The 20097-nt window shown below is 63.1% G+C and carries 17 protein-coding genes; 4 read left to right on the forward strand and 13 right to left on the reverse strand.

Going from position 1 to position 20097, the window contains the following annotated elements; translation table 11 throughout:
- Window positions 1-108: 108 nt before the first annotated feature.
- The 8 genes from ACQ4WR_RS02880 to ACQ4WR_RS02915 all read right to left on the reverse strand — a co-directional run bounded on the left by ACQ4WR_RS02880 (window position 109) and on the right by ACQ4WR_RS02915 (window position 11482).
- Window positions 109-771, reverse strand: a complete 663-nt coding sequence (locus tag ACQ4WR_RS02880; RefSeq protein ID WP_102297915.1) for a response regulator — start codon at window positions 769-771, stop codon at window positions 109-111.
- A gap of 21 nt (window positions 772-792) precedes the next feature.
- Entirely contained in the window at window positions 793-2694 is a 1902-nt protein-coding gene (locus ACQ4WR_RS02885; RefSeq protein WP_436485171.1) for a type IV pili methyl-accepting chemotaxis transducer N-terminal domain-containing protein, read from the reverse strand.
- Between the two features lie 162 nt (window positions 2695-2856).
- Complete coding sequence (moaA, locus tag ACQ4WR_RS02890; RefSeq protein WP_436485173.1) at window positions 2857-3843, reverse strand: GTP 3',8-cyclase MoaA; 987 nt, start codon at window positions 3841-3843, stop codon at window positions 2857-2859.
- A 102-nt stretch (window positions 3844-3945) separates the two neighbouring features.
- Window positions 3946-4692 (reverse strand): peptidylprolyl isomerase, encoded by a 747-nt coding sequence (locus tag ACQ4WR_RS02895; RefSeq protein ID WP_436485174.1) that lies wholly within the window; start codon window positions 4690-4692, stop codon window positions 3946-3948.
- 140 nt (window positions 4693-4832) lie between these two features.
- Window positions 4833-5519 carry a respiratory nitrate reductase subunit gamma gene (gene narI, locus ACQ4WR_RS02900; protein WP_046685050.1) on the reverse strand — a complete coding sequence of 229 codons (687 nt, stop codon included), beginning with the start codon at window positions 5517-5519 and terminating at the stop codon, window positions 4833-4835.
- A gap of 34 nt (window positions 5520-5553) precedes the next feature.
- Window positions 5554-6210 carry a nitrate reductase molybdenum cofactor assembly chaperone gene (gene narJ, locus ACQ4WR_RS02905; RefSeq protein ID WP_436485176.1) on the reverse strand — a complete coding sequence of 219 codons (657 nt, stop codon included), beginning with the start codon at window positions 6208-6210 and terminating at the stop codon, window positions 5554-5556.
- A 21-nt stretch (window positions 6211-6231) separates the two neighbouring features.
- A complete protein-coding gene (narH, locus tag ACQ4WR_RS02910) occupies window positions 6232-7782 on the reverse strand; it encodes a nitrate reductase subunit beta (protein WP_436485177.1) in 1551 nt (516 codons plus the stop codon).
- 1 nt (window position 7783) lies between these two features.
- The gene (locus ACQ4WR_RS02915) at window positions 7784-11482 is read right to left on the reverse strand and encodes a nitrate reductase subunit alpha (RefSeq protein ID WP_436485179.1); all 3699 of its coding nucleotides are present in this window, start codon (window positions 11480-11482) and stop codon (window positions 7784-7786) included.
- A 253-nt stretch (window positions 11483-11735) separates the two neighbouring features.
- Here ACQ4WR_RS02915 and ACQ4WR_RS02920 point away from each other — a divergent pair, with 253 nt between their 5' ends.
- Window positions 11736-12107 (forward strand): ribonucleotide reductase subunit alpha, encoded by a 372-nt coding sequence (locus ACQ4WR_RS02920; protein ID WP_102297933.1) that lies wholly within the window; start codon window positions 11736-11738, stop codon window positions 12105-12107.
- Window positions 12108-12473: 366 nt separating this feature from the next.
- On the opposite strand, the gene ACQ4WR_RS02925 is transcribed toward ACQ4WR_RS02920, so the two are convergent.
- The 3 genes from ACQ4WR_RS02925 to ACQ4WR_RS02935 form a co-directional block, all read right to left on the reverse strand.
- Window positions 12474-13166, reverse strand: a complete 693-nt coding sequence (locus ACQ4WR_RS02925; RefSeq protein ID WP_102297935.1) for a carbonic anhydrase — start codon at window positions 13164-13166, stop codon at window positions 12474-12476.
- A 61-nt stretch (window positions 13167-13227) separates the two neighbouring features.
- Window positions 13228-14613, reverse strand: a complete 1386-nt coding sequence (locus ACQ4WR_RS02930; RefSeq protein ID WP_102297937.1) for a NarK family nitrate/nitrite MFS transporter — start codon at window positions 14611-14613, stop codon at window positions 13228-13230.
- An 8-nt stretch (window positions 14614-14621) separates the two neighbouring features.
- Complete coding sequence (locus ACQ4WR_RS02935) at window positions 14622-15845, reverse strand: MFS transporter (protein ID WP_102297940.1); 1224 nt, start codon at window positions 15843-15845, stop codon at window positions 14622-14624.
- A 310-nt stretch (window positions 15846-16155) separates the two neighbouring features.
- On the opposite strand from ACQ4WR_RS02935, the gene ACQ4WR_RS02940 reads away from it, so the two are divergent.
- On the forward strand, window positions 16156-16602 hold the full coding sequence (locus ACQ4WR_RS02940) for a GNAT family N-acetyltransferase (protein WP_436485182.1): 447 nt from the start codon (window positions 16156-16158) through the stop codon (window positions 16600-16602).
- Between the two features lie 84 nt (window positions 16603-16686).
- Window positions 16687-17064 carry a SirB2 family protein gene (locus ACQ4WR_RS02945; RefSeq protein ID WP_102297945.1) on the forward strand — a complete coding sequence of 126 codons (378 nt, stop codon included), beginning with the start codon at window positions 16687-16689 and terminating at the stop codon, window positions 17062-17064.
- A 284-nt stretch (window positions 17065-17348) separates the two neighbouring features.
- Here the strand turns inward: ACQ4WR_RS02945 and ACQ4WR_RS02950 are convergent, their stop codons facing one another.
- Window positions 17349-17990 (reverse strand): hypothetical protein, encoded by a 642-nt coding sequence (locus ACQ4WR_RS02950; protein ID WP_436485183.1) that lies wholly within the window; start codon window positions 17988-17990, stop codon window positions 17349-17351.
- Between the two features lie 274 nt (window positions 17991-18264).
- On the opposite strand from ACQ4WR_RS02950, the gene ACQ4WR_RS02955 reads away from it, so the two are divergent.
- Entirely contained in the window at window positions 18265-18777 is a 513-nt protein-coding gene (locus ACQ4WR_RS02955; RefSeq protein ID WP_436485185.1) for a hypothetical protein, read from the forward strand.
- A gap of 10 nt (window positions 18778-18787) precedes the next feature.
- Here ACQ4WR_RS02955 and ACQ4WR_RS02960 read toward each other — a convergent pair whose 3' ends face one another.
- A complete protein-coding gene (locus ACQ4WR_RS02960; RefSeq protein ID WP_436485187.1) occupies window positions 18788-20095 on the reverse strand; it encodes a DUF3472 domain-containing protein in 1308 nt (435 codons plus the stop codon).
- Between the last annotated feature and the right edge of the window lie 2 nt (window positions 20096-20097).

The raw sequence follows: 20097 nt of genomic DNA on the forward strand, positions 1-20097 counted from the left end.
ACTAGACCACTACGTGGCGACGGCCATGGGGTCTGACCAGGCGGGCATGGGGTCTGACCAGGCGGGCATGGGGTCTGACCAGGCGGGTCAGACCCCAGCTATCTCGGGCTACTTGCCCTGCCGGTGCTCCACCGCATACACGGCAGCCTGCACGCGGCTGTTCAAATTCAGTTTCTTCAGCACGTTCTGCACGTGGATCTTGACCGTGCTTTCCGCCAGGTCCAGGGTGCGGGCGATGCCCTTGTTGCTCTCGCCGCGCGACAGGCAGTCGATGATCTCCTTTTCGCGCGGCGTCAGCTTGTCGAGTTCCGACACCGGTTCCTCGCGCCGCGTGCCTGCCTGCAGCTGCGCCACCAGCTTGCCCGTCATGGCTTCGGCGATGACAACCTCGCCGGCGGCCGCGCGGCGGATGGCGCGCACCAGGTAGTCGGCGTCGATATTCTTGATCAGATAGCCGCAGGCGCCCGCGCGCAGGGCCGTGGCCAGGTCGTCGGCGTCTTCGGACACGGTGAGCATGACAATGGCCGTGTCGGGGCAGTCGTGCTGCATCAGCTGCAGCGCTTCCACGCCCGACATGCCGGCCATGTTCAGGTCCAGCAGCACCACATCGGGCTGCAGCTGGATGGCGCGCTTGATGCCTTCCACGCCATCGGCCGCCTCGCCCACCACGGAAAAATCGGTATGGCGCTGCAGCAGCGAGCGTATGCCGCTGCGGAACAGCGCGTGGTCGTCCACCAGCATGACGGTGATCGGCTTATCGGGTGTCTCCATTTTTTACTTTCAGATAGTTACTTAGGCGGCGCGCCGCTGCTCGCGCGACAAATGCAGTTCGACGGTGGTGCCGCCGCCAGGGCAGGCATGCACGTCGAACGTGGCCTCGATGCGCTGCGCGCGTTCGCGCATGATGTGGATGCCGACATGGCTGTCGCCTTTTTCCAGGACGGTGGCGGCATCGAAGCCCACGCCGTTGTCGCTGATCGTCAAGGTGAAGTCCTGGTCATCGGCCAGGCGCACTTCGACGTGGCTCGCCTGCGCGTGCTTGCGGATGTTCGACAACGCTTCCTGCACGATGAATAATAGCTGCAATTGCTGTTCGCGGGGGAACGGCGCGCCATCGACATCGGCCAGCAGGTCGGCGGCGATGCCCGTCTGGCGGCGGAATTTTTCCAGCGCCGCGCGCAGAGAGCCGATCAAGTCGTCTTCCATCAGGCGGCTGCGGAAATTCGCCAGCAGCTCGCGCACGTCTTCGTAGCTCTCCTTCACGCCGGCATGCAGGGCCGGCACGATACCGGCCACTTCCTCGAAACGCGCGTTGCGCACGGAGTCGTCAAGCATCTGCACCTGCAGGTTGAGGAAATTGAGGCTTTGCGCGATGCTGTCATGCAGTCCTTGCGCCACCAGGTTGCGCTCTTCGGAGATGGCCATTTCGCGTTCGCGCGCGGCCAGGCGCAGGTTTTCCAGGGCGATGCCCAGCAACTGGCCCAGGGTTTCCAGCAAGGCCAGTTCACGTGCGGAAAACACGCGCGCATGGCGGAAATGCAGGTTGAAGAAGCCCAGGTGCTGTTCGTGGGCGTGGATGTGGAAGACGGACACGGTGGCAAAGCCCTCGCGGTGGCATTTCAGTTCATGCGCGCGGTCGATGCGGCGCATGTCGTGCACCTTCGCCACCTTCATCTCGACGGCCGTGCCGCACAGGCAGTCGCCCACCTTCAGGCAGTGTTCCGACGCCACCAGTTCCTCGGACAGGCCCGTGTGCACCACCATGTGCAGGTTGCCGCGCTCGGCGTCGAGCACGCGCACGGTGGAGCCATCGGCCTCGAAATAATCGACGATGCGCTGCATGAAGCCGCCGCAGATATCTTCCAGCGGCTGCGGGCGCTGCAAAAAGGCCGCGCTTTCGTACAGCAGCGCCAGTTCGCGGTTGCGGTATTCCAGGGTCGCTGTCTTGCTGCGCACGCCCTCTTCCAGGTTGCCGTACAGCGCCTGCAGGCGGTCGGCCATCTGGTTGAAACCACTGGCCAGCTGGCCGAATTCATCATTGCTTTCGACGGCCAGGCGCACGCTGAAATCGCGCTCCTTCATGCGCTGCATGCCCAGGCGCAGGCGCGTGACAGGCTCGATGATGAGCATGAACATCAGGTAGATCATGCTGACCGTGCCGAGGATGGCCATGGCCAGCAGCACCATCTGCGAAGCGCGCAGCCAGAAGGTGCGCTGCTCGCTATCGTGCTCGATCAGGCGCACCAGTTGATCGACCTGGCCGACAAAGGCATCGGCTTCATGCTCGAACTGGCGTGCCTTGATGCTGGAATCGGCCGCCAGCGCGGCCGGACGCAAGGAACTGCGCCAGGCCAGGCCGATGCGCTCGAATTCCGTCTTGATGGTGGCGCTCGGGGGCAGGAACAAGGGGCGCTGCGGGTCGCCATGGCCGATCTTGGCCAAGGTGTCGTCGATCAGCAGCGCCTGCTGCTGCGCCTGCACGCGGGCGTCGCTGGCGATCAGCAGGGTCAGGCGGTAGGTCTGCATGCGCAGCCGGCCCGTCTCGTTGATGGCGGCCGAACTGCCTTCGAGCTGCCACGAGAGGAACAGGGTGCAGCCGATGGCACTCAAGGCCAGCACCAGCATGAGCAGCAGCGCGCCGACGATCTTGGTCGACAGCTTCTGCCAGGAGGAAAACATCGCCTTGAATTTCATAGATCCTTTTGCTTTAACAAGCGCACCCCAAGCGCCACGACACCTGGCAAAACCGTAGCGAGCGGCAGTGATTTGTGGCCGAGAAGCGCAACCGTACTCTAGTACGGTGAGCATCGCCGGCCGCAAAGCGCGACGCGCAGTAGGTTCGGCCAGGTGTCCATCCTAGCCACCCGTCTGCGCCATGAAGCGGATAATTTTATCCGGCTGCGTATTGAAATCATGCTGCTGCGGCTTGAGTTCGATGGCGGCGCGGATCGCCGCCTCGATCTGCGCATCCGTGGCGCCGCCGCGCAGCATGGGGCCGAGGGCGAATTTCTCTTCCTGGCCCAGGCACAAATACAGGGTACCATCGACGGACAGGCGCACGCGGTTGCAACTGGCGCAAAAATGCTGCGACATGGGCGTGATGAAACCGATGCTGGAAAGCCCATCCGCTGTCGCCAGGTAACGCGCCGGCCCGCCGCCCAGTTCGGCCGCTTGCGGCACCAGGCCGAAACGCGCAGCCAGGCTTTCGCGCACGGGGCCCAGCGGCATGTAGCTGGCATTGCGGCCCGTGCTGCCCATGGGCATGGCTTCGATCAGGCGCAGGATGAACTGCTGCTCGATGCAGAAGGCCGCCATGGCCTCGATCTGGCCGTCATTGACGCCGCGCATGGCCACCATATTGATCTTGATCGGGTCGAAACCGGCCGCCTTGCCCGCCATCAGGCCATCGAGAATCAGTTGCAGGCTGTCGCGTCCCGTGATCTCCTGCATGCAGGCACGGTCGAGAGAGTCCAGGCTGACATTGATGCGGTCCACGCCCGCCGCGCGCAAGGCCACGGCGTGCTTGCCCAATTGCGTGGCATTCGTCGACAGCGACAGGTCCTGCAAACCAGGCAATGCCGTCAGCCGCTGCGCCAGTTCCGGCAAATTACGGCGCAACAGCGGTTCGCCGCCCGTCAGGCGCACCCGGCGCGTGCCGAGACGCACGAAGATGCCCATCAGGCGCTCGATCTCGTCGAACGTCAGCCAGTCCTTCGGCTCCTCGAAACCGCGAAAGCCCTTGGGCATGCAGTAACTGCAGCGCAAATCGCAGCGATCGGTGACGGACAGCCGCACATAATCGATCGAACGGCCAAAACGGTCCTGCAACTTGACGCACCCCATGACGCTACTCCTGTTTCTTCCTTGATTGTAAAGGCTGGGGCACGATCTGGCTGTGCCCCAGAAGGCCTAGCGGCCTACGCCTTTCGGCCTACGCATTTCTACCTACTGAACCAGCGGGCTGGCCGCGCCTTCGAGCTCGATGCCGGCGATGTCGGCGCGCCCCACCAGCAAGTGCAGATACTGGTGCACGGCCCGTTGCCAGGCGGCGCGCGACAGGCGGTCGGCGATCTGCGCCTGCACGGCCTCGTAGGCGATGGCCTGGCCTTCGACCCGGCGCAGCACTTGCACGATGTGGTAGCCAAAGCGCGTTTCCAGCAGATGGCCGGCCAGCGCACCCGCTTCCAGGCGGAACAGCAGCGCGTCGAACTCCGGCACGCTCTGGCCCGGCGACAGCTGGCCCAGATTCCCCCCCAGGGCGCCAGACGGGCAGTTCGAATACTGCGCCGCCAGTTCTCCAAAGCGTTCGGGCGCCAGTTTCAAGGCGTCGAGCACGGCTTGCGCCGTCGTGCGCAGCAGTGCCAAAGGCGCCTCGGGCGTCACCTGGAACAGGATGTGGCGCGCCTCGACCAGCGCCCCGCTGCAAAACAGCTGCGGGCGCTGCGCATAAAAGCTGCGGCAAGCCGCGTCGTCGGCGGGCGGCACGCGCACTTCCTGCGCGAACAGCGCTTCGATGCGGTCATCCTCGCTGCCGCCCTGCACGCCCAGGCGGTCGGCTTCGTCCAGCAGCAGCCGGCGCAGCACCAGTTCATGCACGGCCTGTTTCAAAGGGTTGCCGGCACCATCGTGATGCGGCAGTTCCTGCGCGATGTCGGCATCGTCGATATCGATGCCATTGACGGAGATTCCCATCTTGCTTTCCTTCCATAAGTAGCCTGAAAAATCGTCGCGAGCGGGGATGAGTTGCGGCTGAGAAGCGCAGCTGTGCGGATGCACAGCGAGCATCGGAGGCTGCAAATCGCTGCGCGCAGCAGATTTTTCATGGCGTTTTTTTAGCGGCGGCGCACCAGTTGGTAAGCGCGGCCCAGGTACCCGATGGCGCCAAAGCCGCTCCACACGTGCACCAGGCGGGTGAACGGGAAGATGACGAACAGCGACATGCCCATGAACAGGTGCAGCTTGAACACCAGCGGCGCATCGACTATGAAGCTGGCCGCGTCACCACGGAAGGTCACGATGTGCTGCGCCCAGTTCATCAGCAAGACCATCATGTGGCCATCCATGTGCGAAGCCGAGACGAAGATCGACGACAGGCCCAGCAGCAAGGTCAGCAGAATCCACAGCATCACCAGCTTGTCGCCGGCCGTGGTGACGGCGCGCAGCCGGTCGTTACTGAAGCGGCGCACCAGCAGGATCAGGATGCCGACCAGGCACAGGCCGCCCATCACGCCGCCGGCCGCCATGGCCACGCCCTGCTTCAGGCTGTGCGACACGCCCAGGGTATCCCATACCCAGACGGGGGTCAGCAAGCCGGCCGCATGGCCGAACAGCAGGCCGATGATGCCGATGTGGAACAGAATGTTGCCGAGACGCAGGCTGCCACGGTGCAGCAGCTGGCTGGAATCGGACTTCCACGTGTATTGCTCGCGGTCGAAACGGATCAGGCTACCCAGGAAAAAGATGGCCAGCGCGATGTATGGATAAATGCCATACACAAATTGATGCAGATAATTACTCATGATGTACTCTCCTCATGCGGGCGCAAGCGGCCAATTAGGCAGCGCGCCGCGGCTGCGGGTGAAAATGCACGGGATGGACGCCGCCCGGAACTTGGCCTGGACCTTGGCGCAGCAGCGGCTCGACGCCGTCCGCACCGGGACCGAAGGTTTCCAGCGCTTCATCCATGTCGCGCACCGGCGGTTCGGCCAGCATTTCCGCGGCCACGGGGCTCAGGCGTTCGAGCACCGTGAAGACGGGCGCATACGGGCTGCCGTTGGCCGTCAGCTTTCGGCCGATGTGCGCCAGCACGTGGACGGCGTCGCCCAGCAGCGGCGCCGAAGCTGCCTCGTCCAGCTGCCCCAGGAATTCCAGGAACAGGGGCACGAAGTCGGGCAAGTCGTCGCCCACCATTTGCAGGCCGTGGCGCTTGTATTCCTCCATCAGGTCGACCATGGCCTGGCCCCGGTCGCGCGATTCGCCGTGGATATGCTCGAACAGATGCAGCGAGTGCGAGGGGTTGCGGTCGAACGTGGCCACGTACTGCTGCTGCAGGTCGATCAGGCTGCTGCTTTCCAGGTGCGCCAGCAAGGGCCGCAACAGCGCGTGCTGTTCCGGCACGGCCGCCAGCGCGGCATCGAGCTGCGGCAGGTGGGCGATCAGCTCGGGCTCCGGATACAGCAGCAGGCGCGAGAGGATTTGGTAGTGATGCATAGCGTGTTCCATATCAGCTCCTTAAGCGCCTGGCGCCGTTTTGCGCGACTTCGGCATCTGCATGAAGATTGCCGAACCGTGTTTTTTCTTGCCGAACAAGGTCGGTTCGCTGGTGCCGTCCGAGCAGCCGTTGCCGAAGCTGAAACCGCACGAACCCTTCTCGTTGAAGCTGTCCTCGGCCATTTCCTTGTGGCTGCTGGGGATGACGAAGCGGTCTTCGTAATTGGCGATGGCCATGATGTGGTACATGTCCTCCACCTGCGCTTTGCTCAAGCCCACCTGCTTCAGGACCGTGAGGTTTTCCACCTTGTCCACCGTCTTGCTGCGCATGTAGGCACGCATGGCCAGCATGCGGTCCAGCGCCGTGACGATGGGCTGCTGGTCGCCGGCCGTCAGCAGATTGGCCAGATACTGCACGGGAATGCGCAGGCTTTGCGTATCCGGCAGCATGCCGTTCACGCCCAGCTTGCCCGATTCCGCGGCCGCCTGGATCGGCGACAAAGGCGGCACGTACCACACCATCGGCAAGGTGCGGTACTCGGGATGCAGCGGGAACGCCACTTTCCACTCGACGGCCATCTTGTAGACGGGCGACTTGACGGCCGCTTCCAGCCACAGGTCGGGAATGCCCTGGCGGCGCGCCTCGGCGATGATGGCCGGGTCGTGCGGATCGAGGAACAGGTCGAGCTGCGCCTGGTACAGGTCCTGCTCCTGCGGCACCGAGGCGGCAGCCTCGATCTTGTCGGCGTCGTACAGCAGCACGCCCAGGTAGCGGATGCGGCCCACGCACGTTTCCGAGCACACGGTAGGCTGGCCCGCTTCGATGCGGGGGAAGCAGAACGTGCACTTCTCCGCCTTGCCGGACGACCAGTTGTAGTAAATCTTCTTGTACGGGCAACCGGAGATGCACATGCGCCAGCCGCGGCACTTGTCCTGGTCGATCAGCACGATGCCGTCGTCTTCGCGCTTGTACACGGAGCCGGACGGGCAGGACGCCACGCACGTCGGGTTAAGGCAATGCTCGCACAGGCGCGGCAAGTACATCATGAAGGTGTTCTCGAAGGTGCCGTACATCTCCTTCTGCATATTGTCGAACAGCTTATCCTTGCTGCGCTGGGCAAACTCGCCGCCCAGGTCATCTTCCCAGTTCGGACCCCACTCGATTTTTTCCATCTTTTTCCCCGTCAGCACGGAGATCGGACGGGCCGTCGGCGGCGTCTGCGACAGCGGCGCGCTTTGCAGGTGCTCGTAGTCGTACGTGAACGGCTCGTAGTACTCGTCGATGGCGGGCAGGTTCGGGTTGGCGAAGATATTCGCCAGAATCTTCAAACGGCTGCCCTGGCGCGGCTCGATCTTGCCCGCATCCGTGCGGCGCCAGCCGCCATTCCACTTGTCCTGGTTTTCCCACTGCTTCGGATAGCCGATGCCCGGCTTGGTTTCCACGTTGTTGAACCATGCGTACTCGACGCCGTCGCGGCTGGTCCACACGTTCTTGCAGGTGACGGAACAGGTGTGGCAGCCGATGCACTTGTCCAGGTTCAGCACCATGCCGATTTGCGCTCTGATTTTCATACTATGCTCCTTCTTCCTGCAACGGGCCTTCAAGCCAGTCAACCTTGTTCATCTTGCGCACCAATACGAATTCATCGCGGTTGGAGCCCACCGTGCCGTAGTAATTGAAGCCGTAGGCCAGCTGGGCGTAGCCGCCGATCATGTGCGTCGGCTTGGGCACGGCCCGCGTCACCGAGTTGTGGATGCCGCCCCGCTTGCCCGTCATCTCCGCGCCAGGCACGTTGATGATCTTTTCCTGGGCGTGGTACATCATCGTCATGCCGGCCGGGATGCGCTGGCTGACGATGGCGCGCGCCGTCAGGCTGCCGTTCACGTTGAAGACTTCGATCCAGTCGTTGTCGACGATGCCGGCAGCTTGCGCGTCCGTCTCCGACAGCCACACATGCGGTCCGCCACGCGACAGGGTCAGCATGCGCAGATTGTCCGAATACGTGGAGTGGATACCCCACTTCTGGTGCGGCGTGAGGAAGTTCAGCGCCAGTTCCTTGTTGCCGTTCGGCTTGGTGCCCAGCAGCGCTTCCGTCGTCTTCGTGTTGATCGCCGGCTTGTACACGCACAGTCCCTCGCCGAAATCGCGCATCCACAAATGATCCTGGTAGAACTGCTGGCGGCCCGTCAGGGTGCGCCAAGGGATCAGTTCATGCACGTTGGTATAGCCGGCCGTGTAGCTGACTTCTTCGCTTTCCAGTCCCGACCAGGTAGGCGAGGAAATGATCTTGCGCGGCTGCGCCTGCACATCGCGGAAGCGGATGCTGTCATGCTCGCGCGGCAGCGCCAGGTGCGTGTGATCGCGTCCCGTGATGGAGGACAGCGCGGCCCAGGCTTTCACGGCCACATGGCCATTCGTTTCCGGCGCCAGCGACAGGATCATTTCGGCCGCATCGATGGCCGTATCCAGGCGCGGCTGGCCCTGCGACACGCCTTCTTCCAGCACCGTGCGGTTGATGCCGCGCAGGACGTCCACTTCATGCCCGGTTTTCCAGGAAATGCCCTTGCCGCCGTTGCCAATGGTTTCCAGCAGCGGGCCGATCGAGGTGAACTTCTTGTAGACGTCGCGGTAATTGCGCTCGACCACCGTCATGTTCGGCATGGTCTTGCCGGGAATCGCGTCGCATTCGCCGGCGCGCCAATCCTTGGGATCGAAAGGCTGGCCCAGTTCGCCCGGGGTGTCGTGCATCAGCGGCGTGAGGATGATGTCTTGCTGGGTACCCAGCAGCTCGCCGCCGATTTCCGAGAATTTCTCGGCGATACCCTTGTAAATTTCCCAGTCCGACTTCGATTGCCACAGCGGCTGCACGGCTTCGGACAGCGGATGGATGAACGGGTGCATGTCCGACGTGTTCAAGTCGTCTTTTTCGTACCAGGTGGCCGTCGGCAGCACCACGTCGCCATACAAACAGGTGGTCGACATGCGGAAGTCCAGTACCACCAGCAGATCGAGCTTGCCTTCGGCGGCCGGGCGTACTTTCACCTGTTTCGGCGTGAGGCAGTCGTCTTCGTCGCTGAGCAAGCCGTTTTGCGTGCCGAGCAGGTATTTCAGGAAGTACTCGTGGCCCTTGCCCGAGCTGCCGAGGATATTCGAGCGCCAGACGAACATATTGCGCGGGAAGTTGGCCGGGTTGTCCGGATCGTCGCACGAGAACTGCAGCTGACCCGCCTTGATCTGGTCGAGCGCATACGCGGCCGGCTTCTGGCCTGCGGCGGCGGCGGCCTTGGCCACTTCCAGCGGATTGGTTTGCAGCTGCGGTGCCGATGGCAGCCAGCCCATGCGCTCGGCCTTGGCGTTGTAGTCGAGCAAGGTCAGGTCGCCCGTGCCGCCGGCCGCCGATGGCGAGGCGATGTCGCCCGTTTCCAGCTTTTCGTGGCGCCACTGGCTGGTGTGCGCATAGAAGAACGAGGTGCCGTTCATCTGGCGCATCGGACGCACCCAGTCCTGGGCGAAGGCCAATGGCGTCCAACCCGTTTGCGGACGCAGTTTCTCCTGGCCCACGTAATGGGCCCAGCCGCCGCCCGACTGGCCGATACAGCCGCACATCATCAGCATGTTGATGATGCCGCGATAGGTCATGTCCATGTGGTACCAGTGATTCAGGCCGGCGCCCACGATGACCATGCTCTTGCCGCGCGTCTGATCCGCGTTTTCCGCGAACTGGCGCGCCACGGTGATGACGTCGGCGCGTTTCACGCCCGTGTGCTTCTCTTGCCATGCGGGGGTGTACGGCACGTCGTCGTCATAGCTTTCCGCCACGTTGGCGCCGCCGAGGCCACGGTCGATGCCGTAGTTGGCCAGGGTCAGGTCGAACACGGTGGTGACCAGGCCCGTCGTGCCGTCGGCCAGGCGGATGGTTTTCACCGGCACCTTGCGCAGCAGCATGTCGGACGCATCCTTGCCGCCGAAGTAGGCAAAGCCCACTTCCGTGACGGCGTCGCTGTCGTTGATCATGGAGAGCATCGGCACGATGGGCGCGCCGCTGCCGCCGGCCTTTTGCTCCAGGTTCCACTTGCCCGACTCCCCCCAGCGGAAGCCGATGGAGCCGGCCGGCGCCGTGATGGCGCCCGTGGTCTCGTCGATGACCAGGGTTTTCCATTCCGGGTTATTCGTTTCGTCGAGGTTGTTGTCCAGGTGCGAAGCGCGCAGGAAGTAGTCGGGCACGAGGGTGCCGTTATGCTCCTTGAGCAACACCAGCATGGGGAAGTCCGTGTACTGGCGCGCATAGTCGCGGAAGTAGGCGCTCTGCCCTTCCGAGTGGAATTCCTTGAGGATGACGTGGCCCATGGCCAGCGCCAGCGCGGCGTCCGTGCCCTGCTTCGGCGCCAGCCAGATGTCGCCGAACTTCACCATTTCGCCATAGTCGGGGGAGATGGCCACGGTTTTCGTGCCCTTGTAGCGCACTTCCGTATAGAAGTGGGCGTCCGGCGTGCGCGTCATCGGCACGTTCGAGCCCCACACCATCAGATAGGTCGAGTTGTACCAGTCGGCCGATTCCGGCACGTCCGTCTGCTCGCCCCACACTTGCGGGCTGGCCGGTGGCAAGTCGCAGTACCAGTCATAAAAGCTCAGGGCCACGCCGCCGATCAGCGACAGGTAGCGCGTGCCGGACGCGTAGCTGACCATGGACATGGCGGGAATCGGCGAAAAGCCGATGATGCGGTCCGGGCCGTATTTCTTGATCGTCAGCGCGTTGGCGGCGGCGATGATTTCATTCGTCTCATCCCAGCTGGCGCGCACGAAGCCGCCCAGGCCGCGGATCGATTTATATTGTTTCGAGCGTTCCTCGTCCTGGCTGATCCAGTCCCAGGCCGTGACGGGGTCCATGGTCTTGCGCGCCTCGCGCCACATTTCCATCAGGCGGCCGCGCACCATCGGATATTTCACGCGCTGGGCCGAATACACATACCAGGAATAGCTGGCGCCGCGCGGGCAGCCGCGCGGCTCGTGGTTGGGCAGGTCGGGCCGCGTGCGCGGGTAATCGGTTTGCTGGGTTTCCCAGGTTATCAGGCCATTCTTGACATACACCTTCCAGCTGCACGAGCCGGTGCAGTTCACGCCATGCGTGGAACGCACGATCTTGTCATGCTGCCAGCGCTGGCGGTAGGCGTTTTCCCACGTGCGGTCTTCATCGACCACGGTGCCATGACCGTTCGAGAACGGTTCGGCGGGCTTGCTAAAAAACTTCAGACGGTCCAGAAAGTGACTCATGCTACCTCCACAATGCGCCGCGGGCAGCGGCGCCAGGTCATTAAAACGCTATCAGCCGGATGGCCCTAGCGTCGATGCAACCAGTCTAGCGATGCGCCCCGCGCCACGGTATTGGCAAGAAGTCGGTTTCGCGCACCAGGAATGCATAGATGGCTAGTCACCCGGCTAGTCACTTGTGCCTATGGGCGCGGCGCGCGCGCTGCGGTATACCTGTCGCCATCGCAATCACCATCAATCAACCAGGAGAAAAACCATGTCCATTACCGACTACGCCAGCCTGCTGCACAGCGCCCGCAGCCAGCAACAGCCGCAGCGCCTGCTGTTCACCTTTACCCAGGCGCAGGCCCAGCCTGGCGGCCAGGGCAAATCGCTCACGCCCGTGATGTGCGCCGACAAGCTGCCCGATGAACTGGACAGCTTCGAGACATTGAAAGAGGAATCGACACAGATGCAGACGCACTGGGACGTGGTCTTCGTGGCGGGCCTGGCGGGCAAGGAAGGCCAGCCGCCCGCACCGCAGGATTGCGAAGCTCCCCTGCGCGCCATGGTGACGGCCATCGAGCAAGGCCGCATCGACAGCCTGCTGGCGTTCGACCGCAGCGGGGATTTGTTGCGTTTTAGCTGAGGAAATTTGTCGGATGACGGCCTGCGGCCTGATCCAACCTACATGACTGATGTAGAGTGACGTCGGATTAGCGGGGCAACGCCACGCGTAATACGACACCATGCTGGCGGCGCCCTGTTGGATTACGGCCTGCGGCCTAATCCAACCTACATGACTGATGAAGAACGGAGTAGGTCGGGTTAGCACGGCAACGCCGTGCGTAATCCGCCACCTTGCTGGCGGCGCCCTGTTGGATTACGGCCTGCGGCCTGATCCAGCCTACATGATTGATGTAGAGCGACGTAGGTCGGATTAGCACGGCAACGCCGTGCGTAATCCGACACATTGTTGACGGCGCCTTGTTGGATTACGCTACGCTAATCCAAGCTACCTGCCTGCATCCGGCCAAGGGCGCTCATGCAAATGCCGCGCCCGCTCTATCGGGCACACGAGCGGCAAAAACTGCTGCTGGCGCGCCGAGTATGCCATCAGGGCGCCGCTGTCGATGTCGAAATACCAGCCATGCAATTTCAATGCCCCCTGCTCCACCCTGCGCTTGAGCCACGGGTAGGTCAGCAGGTTGTCGAGCGACTGCAAAATGCTGGCCAGTTCGCACGCATGGTGTTGCTCTTCCGATGAGCGGTGCGCCAGTTCGCGCCGCACGCGCTGCGCCACCGGTTCGGCGATGCGCATCCACTGCCCCACGAAGTCCGTTTCCTGGTCTTGCGCGCGCGGCTGCGGCTGCAGCAGCGCGCGGATGCCGCCGCAGCGCGCATGGCCCAGCACGATGACCCTGGCCACTTCGAGCTTGCAGACGGCGAACTCGATGGCCGAACTGACGCCGGGCGGTGCCTCCGGCGTGCAAGGCGGCACCAGGTTGGCGATATTGCGCACGACGAACATGTCGCCCGGGTCGCTGCCTGTCAGCAGCATGGGGTCGACGCGCGAATCGCAGCAGCCGATCAGCAAGGTGCTCGGGTGCTGGCCATCGCGCAGGTTGTCGTACAGGGTTTGCGGCTCGCTGAAATACTGCTGCTGAAACAGGCTGAAGCCGTTGACGAATTTTTCCAGTTCTTCCATGACTACCTCTTACGGTGTTCAACGCCGGGCAAGCAGGACTCGCCCGGCGTTCTGACGCTAACTAGCAAGGCATAGCCGCATTCTTGCGCGCATAGCACCACCAGGTGATCGCGATGCAGCTGACATAAAAGCCGATGAAGCACCACAGGGCCGCGTCCGGGCTGCCCGTCAGCGCGATCGAGGTGCCGTAGCTTTTCGGGATGAAGAAGGCGCCGTAGGCCGCCACGGCCGACGTGAAGCCCAGGACAGCGGCGCCTTCCTTGTTGGCGTCGACGATGGCTTGCTCCTGCGCCGCCTTGCCCTTGCCTGCCGCCGCGCGCTGGTGTTCCGTCAGGAAGATCACGGGGATCATGCGGAAAGTCGAGGCGTTGCCGATGCCCGTGCCGGCGAACAGCAGCATGAACATCCAGAAGAAGCCGTTGAAACTGCCACCCACTCCGGCTTGCGGCATGAAGTACAGCACGCCCAGCACGGCGCCTATCATCAGGAGGAAGGACCACAGGGTGACTCTGGCACCGCCCAGCTTGTCGGAAATTACGCCGCCGGCCACGCGCGCCAGGGCACCGACGAGGGGGCCGAGGAAGGCGTAATCGAGCGGGTTCACATCGGGGAACTGGATCTTGATCAGCAGCGGAAAGGCGGCCGAATAACCGATGAAGGAGCCGAAGGTGCCCGTGTACAGCCAGCACATGAGCCAATTGTGCTTGCGCTTGAAGATCACGGCCTGCTCCGAGAACGAGGCCTTGGCCGAGGCCAGGTCATTCATGCCGAACCAGGCCAGCAAGGTTGACAACGCAATGAACGGCACCCAGATGAAGCCCGCGTTTTGCAGCCACATTTCCTTGCTCACGCCATTTTTCACCCAGGTGAGCGACTCGCCGCCCCAGGCACCGAAGACGGCAAAGGTGATCACCAGCGGCACGACGAACTGCACCACCGACACGCCCAGGTTGCCCAGGCCCGCATTCATGCCCAGCGCGAAACCCTTGCTGGCTTTCGGGTAGAAAAAGCTGATGTTGGCCATCGACGAGGCGAAATTACCGCCGCCGAAGCCGCACAGCAAGGCCAGGATCAGCATGGTCGGGTAGCCCGTGTTCACGTCCTGCACGGCCAGGCCGATGCCGATGGCGGGAATCAGCAGCGAGCCGGTGGAAATGGCCGTCCAGCGGCGCCCGCCGAAGATCGGCACCATGAACGAGTAAAAGATGCGCAAGGTGGCGCCGGACAGGCCCGGCAAGGCCGTCAGCCAGAACAGCTGGTTGTTACTGTAGGTGAAGCCGATGTTGGGCAGGTTCACAACCACCACGCTCCACACCATCCACACGGCGAATGCCAGCAGCAGCGCGGGAATCGAAATCCACAGATTGCGCGCGGCCGTGGCCTTGCCCGTGCTTTGCCAGAAGCTCGGGGTTTCCGGCTCCCAGGTATTGATCATGTATCTGCTCATTGGTTTGTTCACAGCGTTGCTCCTGCAGGTTGAGTAGTGGGTGCCGCCGCTTGCGGCTTGAACGAGAAATGCATCCAGACGAGAGAGACGCAGACGGTGCCGTACAGGAGCATGAAGGCGCTCGAACGCACGCCCGTCAAATCCACCAGGGCGCCGAACATCACGGGCAGGATGAAGCCGCCCAAGCCGCCGGCCAGGCCGACGACACCCGAGACGGCGCCGATATTGTGGGAAAAGTCATCGCCGATGAACTTGAACACGGACGCCTTGCCTACGGCCATGGCGATACCGACGATGAACAGCAGCACGGTGAACCACAGTGGCGACAGGCCGATATGGAAGGCCAGCGGCCCTGTGACGGTTTCCACCACCATCTGCGTCTGCGGATACGAGAGCAGGAAGAAGCACACCCAGCACACCCACATCACGGCCCACGTCACTTTCGCCGCGCCGTATTTGTCGGAGATCCAGCCGCCCACGGCGCGCAGCACGCCGCCCGGCAGCGAGAAGCAGGCGGCCAGCAGCGCCGCGTGTTTCAAATCGAAGCCGTATTCGGCCACGTAGTACTTCGTCATCCACAGGGCCAGCGCCACGTAGCCGCCAAACACCACCGAGTAGTACTGGCAGTAGCGCCATACGCGCGGGTCCTTCAGCACTTTCATCTGCTGCGTAAAACTTTCGCCCGATGGCGCCAGATGCGATTTGTCCGTGTACGAAAACAGCCAGAAGATGATGGCCGTGGCCAGCATGGTTACCGCATACACCTTGGGCAGCATCTGCCAGCCGAAGGCGGCAACGATGCCGGGGGCGACGAACTTGGTCAGCGCGGAACCGGAATTGCCGGCGCCGAAGATGCCCATGGCCAGGCCGCGGCGCTCCTTCTCGTACCAGCGCGCCACATAGGGCGTGCCGACGGAAAAAGAACCGCCCGCCAGGCCGACGAACATGCCGAGCAAGAGGAAATGCCAGTAGGCGGTAGCGTAGGCGATCAGGTAAATGGGCAGCACGCTGGCCAGCATCAGCCAGAAGAAGACGCGGCGTCCGCCGTATTTGTCCGTCCAGATGCCTAGCGGCACGCGCACGAGGGAGCCCGTCAGCACGGGCATGGCGGCCAGCAGGCCGAATTGCGTTTCGCTCAAGCCCAGACTGGTCTTGATGGGGATGCCCAGTACGGCAAACATCATCCATATCGCGAAGCAGATGGTGAAGGCAAAGGTACTGCTGACCAGCACGAACGCCTGCTTGCGCCGCCTGCCCGGTTCAACCGCCTGGGGATTGTTGTTACTGTTCTTGTTGGTGCCATCTAGGGTAGCCACGATGTTTCTCCATGAATGCACTGGCCGTCTGGCCAGCCGTCCCGACCAGCTTACGTGGCGACCGCTCAAGACACTATCGGCCACAGGGTCATTCTGCGAAGGCAATCTGGATAGCCGCATCGGCAAAAGTGACTAGGCCGCGCGCTGGGCAGCTAGGCTGGATGGCGGCTGTTTTACAAAACGACACGGTTTTGGCACACTCGGCATCTGGAGAAAAAGGAGCGCCATGGAAAACAGAACGGAAGCAGACCCGATCATCACCCGCGTGGCCTTGCCCGGCGATGTGCCCGCCATGCTGGCATGCGATACGTATGCGCATATCCACGCCTGCCGGGGCGATACCGTGCGTGCGGCCGCCGGCAAGGGCCAATGCCTGCTCGCGCTGCACGCGGGCCAGGTGGCCGGCTACGTGCTGCTGCACCACGAGTTTTTCGAGCACGGCTTCGTGCCGCTGGTGGTCGTCTCGCCCGCGCAGCAGCGGCGCGGCGTGGCATTGCGGCTGCTGGCTGCCGCTGCGGCGGCATGCCGGACGGAGAAGCTGTTCACGTCGACGAACCAGTCCAACCTGGCCGCGCAACGGCTGTTCGCCAGCGCGGGCTTCGTGCGCAGCGGGCAGATCGACCACCTCGACGAGGGGGATCCGGAGCTGGTGTACGTGAAGTGGTGCCGCTGAGCGTGCTTCCTCCCGAAGGCGTATGGCGCGGCGCGGCAAAGGCGGCTATGCTGGCGCCACTTTCAATCAAGACAGCATGGACACATGGACTACCTGAGCCTCAAGCATTTCCACATGGGTTGCGCCGCCGCCAGCGGCCTGCTTTTCCTGCTGCGCGGCGCATGGATGCTGCGCGCGCCCGCAAAGCTGCAGCAGCGCTGGGTGAAAGTGCTGCCGCATCTGGTCGACACGGCCTTGCTGGCCAGCGCCATCACCCTGGCCGTATGGAGCGGCCAGTCGCCGGGCGGCCAGCCATGGCTGGCCGCCAAGCTGTGCGCGCTGGTGGCCTACATCGTGCTGGGCACCATCGCCCTGAAACGCGGCAAGACGCCGGCCGTGCGCGGCACCGCCTTCGTGCTCGCCGTGCTGGTCTTCGCCTACATCATCGCCGTGGCCATCACCAAGCAGGCCTGGCCGCTGTAAGGCCAGGCCCGCAAGCCCGTCAGAAAATATAGCGCAAAGTCACGCTGGCATTGCGCGGCGCGCCCCGAAAGCCGCGCAATGGCCTGCGTCGCGAGTTGCCTGCAAACTGGCCCCCGTCCGAAGGTTCTGGTCATCCACCTGCTGGCGCATGACCATGTTGACGGCCTGTGGCGTTTCGCGCACGGACAGGCCGAGGCCCGCGGCCCGAGGCGACGGTCGATAGCAAACACGGTTGCGGGCAGAATCACTTGCGCCCCGGGAACGGGACGCACCGCGCAACGTGCTTACTTGGCGCGGTTTCGTTCCAGAATTTCCTTGCCAAGGGCGTCCTGTAGCCACCATTCACGCACCTCGAGCGCCTTGTTCTCGATGCTGGCATTGGCCAGCAAGGGATTTTTCTTCAGGTAGACGATATCTTCCTCGAAATTGTCATGTATCGACGCCACTTCCAGGGAACGGTTGGCATCCAGACGTCCCAGGTAGATGACCTTGCCAGCCACGACGTCAAACTCGATCGGCTTCGGCGACGCTTCGGAGTACCTGGACCTGAATCCATAGTCAAGCAGCCAGATGATAACGCTGTAGCGTCCCGGCGTCAGCTGCAGCGCAAAGGTGCTGCCCTTGCCCGTAGGCACTTTTGGCAAGACATTCAGCAAGGCTACCTGGCCGGCGGGAGCATGGCTGGATAACCACAGACTTTTGCCCTCGAGGGCCGCAGGGTCGCTGCTGACAATGCCGAACCTGGCGCCATGCGCCTCGAAGACGGCGCTCTCGAACACGGTGCCGACGACAACGCCCTTGGCAAGGTCGGGTGTCGTGTAGGTAAACGCAGGCGCGCTATTGCGGCCGGTGACGCAGCCGGACAACAGCGCAGGCAGCAGGACGGCGCACGCCAGCGCGCGCAGCATGGTGGTTCGGACAAACATGGATGATCCTGAATAAAATGAAGAAATGGGTGACAAGTAATGGGCAAAGGGCAAAGGACGGCAAGCGCGCCTGTGCCTGCGTGGGCATCGAAAATATTTCTACATGGGAATATTTTCAGTGTATCCGCCTGCCACAAAAATGTCTAGTTGATAAGTAGACGAAGGACGCCGTACGCGTTCTGCGGAACGCGGCAAGCTGCACGGCAATGATAGTATTGGCAACTTCATCGACAAGGCAGCTACCCTGGCCATGCCCCTCGCCTGAAAGGCAACCATGCTCTTATCCGAACTATTGACCAAGCTGACCTGCGGCGACCTCGAAGGCGAGGAACTCGACGATGCCGTCGCCGCCATCACGCATGCCCCTTCCGCGCCGCGCGACGAGTGGATCGACAGCGATGCGCAGGCCTATGCACTGGAAATGCTCTCGCAGCTGGCCGGCCATATGGCGTCAAGCGACAAGCTCGATGAACTGCACGAGCAGATACAGGACATGTTCGACGAATTTCCCGACTTCCCCTACGCACTGCTCAAGGACAGCGCGCGTGGCATGCTGCCCTATTTCGAGTGGCTGGACACGGAACTGGCGCAGCGCGCCGTGGACGAAGGCGGCTATGACCTGATCCAGATCGATGGCAGCGGCAGCGATGAAATGGATGCGCTGGTCGTGTACCGGCGCGATACGAACGACATCATCCAGGCGGCGGCACTGATGGGCGTGACGATCAATCGGCCGCTCACCTACTATCGCGGCATCGAAGCGATGGTGGGCAAGCGGCCGGGATAAGAAGCAAGCCCTATTGCATCGGCAAGGCGCTCACGTCGACGGTGGGCGCCTGGCCCGTGGCCGGGCGCGTGAAGTTCTGGCTGGTTTTCACATAATCAGCAAAGAAGCCGCCGTTATGCAGGTAGAACTTGCCGTTTTCCAGGCCGCCCGCGTAATCCATGCGCTGCGCATTGGTGGCCGTGGCGTCGCCCGTGAACCTCCCGGCCGTCACTTCCGACCATGTGCCCGATGCATTCCTCGCCCACTGGTTGCCAAACTGGACGCGGCGCTCCGTGTAGCCCAGGGTGTCGATAAAGTTTTCGAGGAAGGAATGCACGCCCGTCAGATACGTGGAAATCGCCGGCCGCTTCCACGTGGCGATGTAGCGCCACTTGCCCGTCTCGGGCGCGAAGAACCAGGCCGAGTAGTCGCTGCCGCCATTGCCGTCGGGCCGCGCGCGCGTGATGAAGCGGTAGGTCGTGCCGGCCGCCCAGTTATACGATAAATACGTCTGCCCGCCCGTGCCCTCGCCGCCAAACGCGTTGTCAACCACGCCGGCGCCCTTGCTGACCAGGCTGGTCTTCGCGCCATTGTCCGCATCCCACACGGAGAACAGGATCCAGCGCTCGCTCGGCGATTTCACCTGGATGCCCATGTAGCCCTGGCTGAAGCCATTGGCCATGAAGTAGGAGCCGATGGCGTCCTGGCCCTTGGGAATCGTCATCTCGTTATAAAAATACTCGGTATTGGCCGGCACCGTATAGCCCATGTGCACGGAGGGTCCGCGCCGCGACCAGTAGTAGTTGGCCGGGTCGTTGGCATACGTGAGCGCGGCGTTCGCAGTCACCTTCAGCGCCGCGACGTCGCCGAACGTGCCCTTCACGCGCTTCAGGCCCTGCATGTCGACCTTCACGTAGCCGGCCGCCGGCACATTGACCGTGCCGACGGCATAGGTCTTGCGCTCCTTGCCGGCCAGCTTGACGTCAAACGGCGCGCCGTTGATCTTCACGCGGATGGTGCTGTTGCCGCCATCGGCCAGGCTGGCGTCCAGCGCCACCTGCACAGGCCCCGCTTCGGCCACGCGGAAATACGTGCTGGCGACGGCATTCGGATCGCTCCAGCCGGCCAGGCCGCGCTCGTTGATGACGGCGCCCGCGTTCGCGCTGGTGATGAAGGTGTTGCCGGCCAGTTCCACGGTGGACGTCGCGGCTGGCGCGGCCACGCTGGCGGCCCGCAAGGCCGTGTTGCCGTTGCCCGTGGCGGTGGCGCCGCCGCAGGCTGCCAGCAGCAAAGGCATGGCGGGAAGGATGGCATGGAGTAATGCACTTCTGTGTTTCATCG

The organism is Janthinobacterium amylolyticum, from assembly GCF_051380655.1.
GTDB lineage: Bacteria > Pseudomonadota > Gammaproteobacteria > Burkholderiales > Burkholderiaceae_D > Janthinobacterium.

Coding starts and splice junctions, on each gene's coding strand:
- ACQ4WR_RS02930 (WP_102297937.1), bottom strand. CDS start 14,613: ATGAGCAGATACATGATCAATACCTGGGAGCCGGAAACCCCGAGCTTC.
- ACQ4WR_RS02915 (WP_436485179.1), bottom strand. CDS start 11,482: ATGAGTCACTTTCTGGACCGTCTGAAGTTTTTTAGCAAGCCCGCCGAA.
- ACQ4WR_RS02920 (WP_102297933.1), top strand. CDS start 11,736: ATGTCCATTACCGACTACGCCAGCCTGCTGCACAGCGCCCGCAGCCAG.
- ACQ4WR_RS02895 (WP_436485174.1), bottom strand. CDS start 4,692: ATGGGAATCTCCGTCAATGGCATCGATATCGACGATGCCGACATCGCG.
- ACQ4WR_RS02880 (WP_102297915.1), bottom strand. CDS start 771: ATGGAGACACCCGATAAGCCGATCACCGTCATGCTGGTGGACGACCAC.
- ACQ4WR_RS02960 (WP_436485187.1), bottom strand. CDS start 20,095: ATGAAACACAGAAGTGCATTACTCCATGCCATCCTTCCCGCCATGCCT.
- narH (WP_436485177.1), bottom strand. CDS start 7,782: ATGAAAATCAGAGCGCAAATCGGCATGGTGCTGAACCTGGACAAGTGC.
- narJ (WP_436485176.1), bottom strand. CDS start 6,210: ATGCATCACTACCAAATCCTCTCGCGCCTGCTGCTGTATCCGGAGCCC.
- ACQ4WR_RS02925 (WP_102297935.1), bottom strand. CDS start 13,166: ATGGAAGAACTGGAAAAATTCGTCAACGGCTTCAGCCTGTTTCAGCAG.
- ACQ4WR_RS02950 (WP_436485183.1), bottom strand. CDS start 17,990: ATGTTTGTCCGAACCACCATGCTGCGCGCGCTGGCGTGCGCCGTCCTG.
- ACQ4WR_RS02955 (WP_436485185.1), top strand. CDS start 18,265: ATGCTCTTATCCGAACTATTGACCAAGCTGACCTGCGGCGACCTCGAA.
- ACQ4WR_RS02945 (WP_102297945.1), top strand. CDS start 16,687: ATGGACTACCTGAGCCTCAAGCATTTCCACATGGGTTGCGCCGCCGCC.
- narI (WP_046685050.1), bottom strand. CDS start 5,519: ATGAGTAATTATCTGCATCAATTTGTGTATGGCATTTATCCATACATC.
- moaA (WP_436485173.1), bottom strand. CDS start 3,843: ATGGGGTGCGTCAAGTTGCAGGACCGTTTTGGCCGTTCGATCGATTAT.
- ACQ4WR_RS02885 (WP_436485171.1), bottom strand. CDS start 2,694: ATGAAATTCAAGGCGATGTTTTCCTCCTGGCAGAAGCTGTCGACCAAG.
- ACQ4WR_RS02940 (WP_436485182.1), top strand. CDS start 16,156: ATGGAAAACAGAACGGAAGCAGACCCGATCATCACCCGCGTGGCCTTG.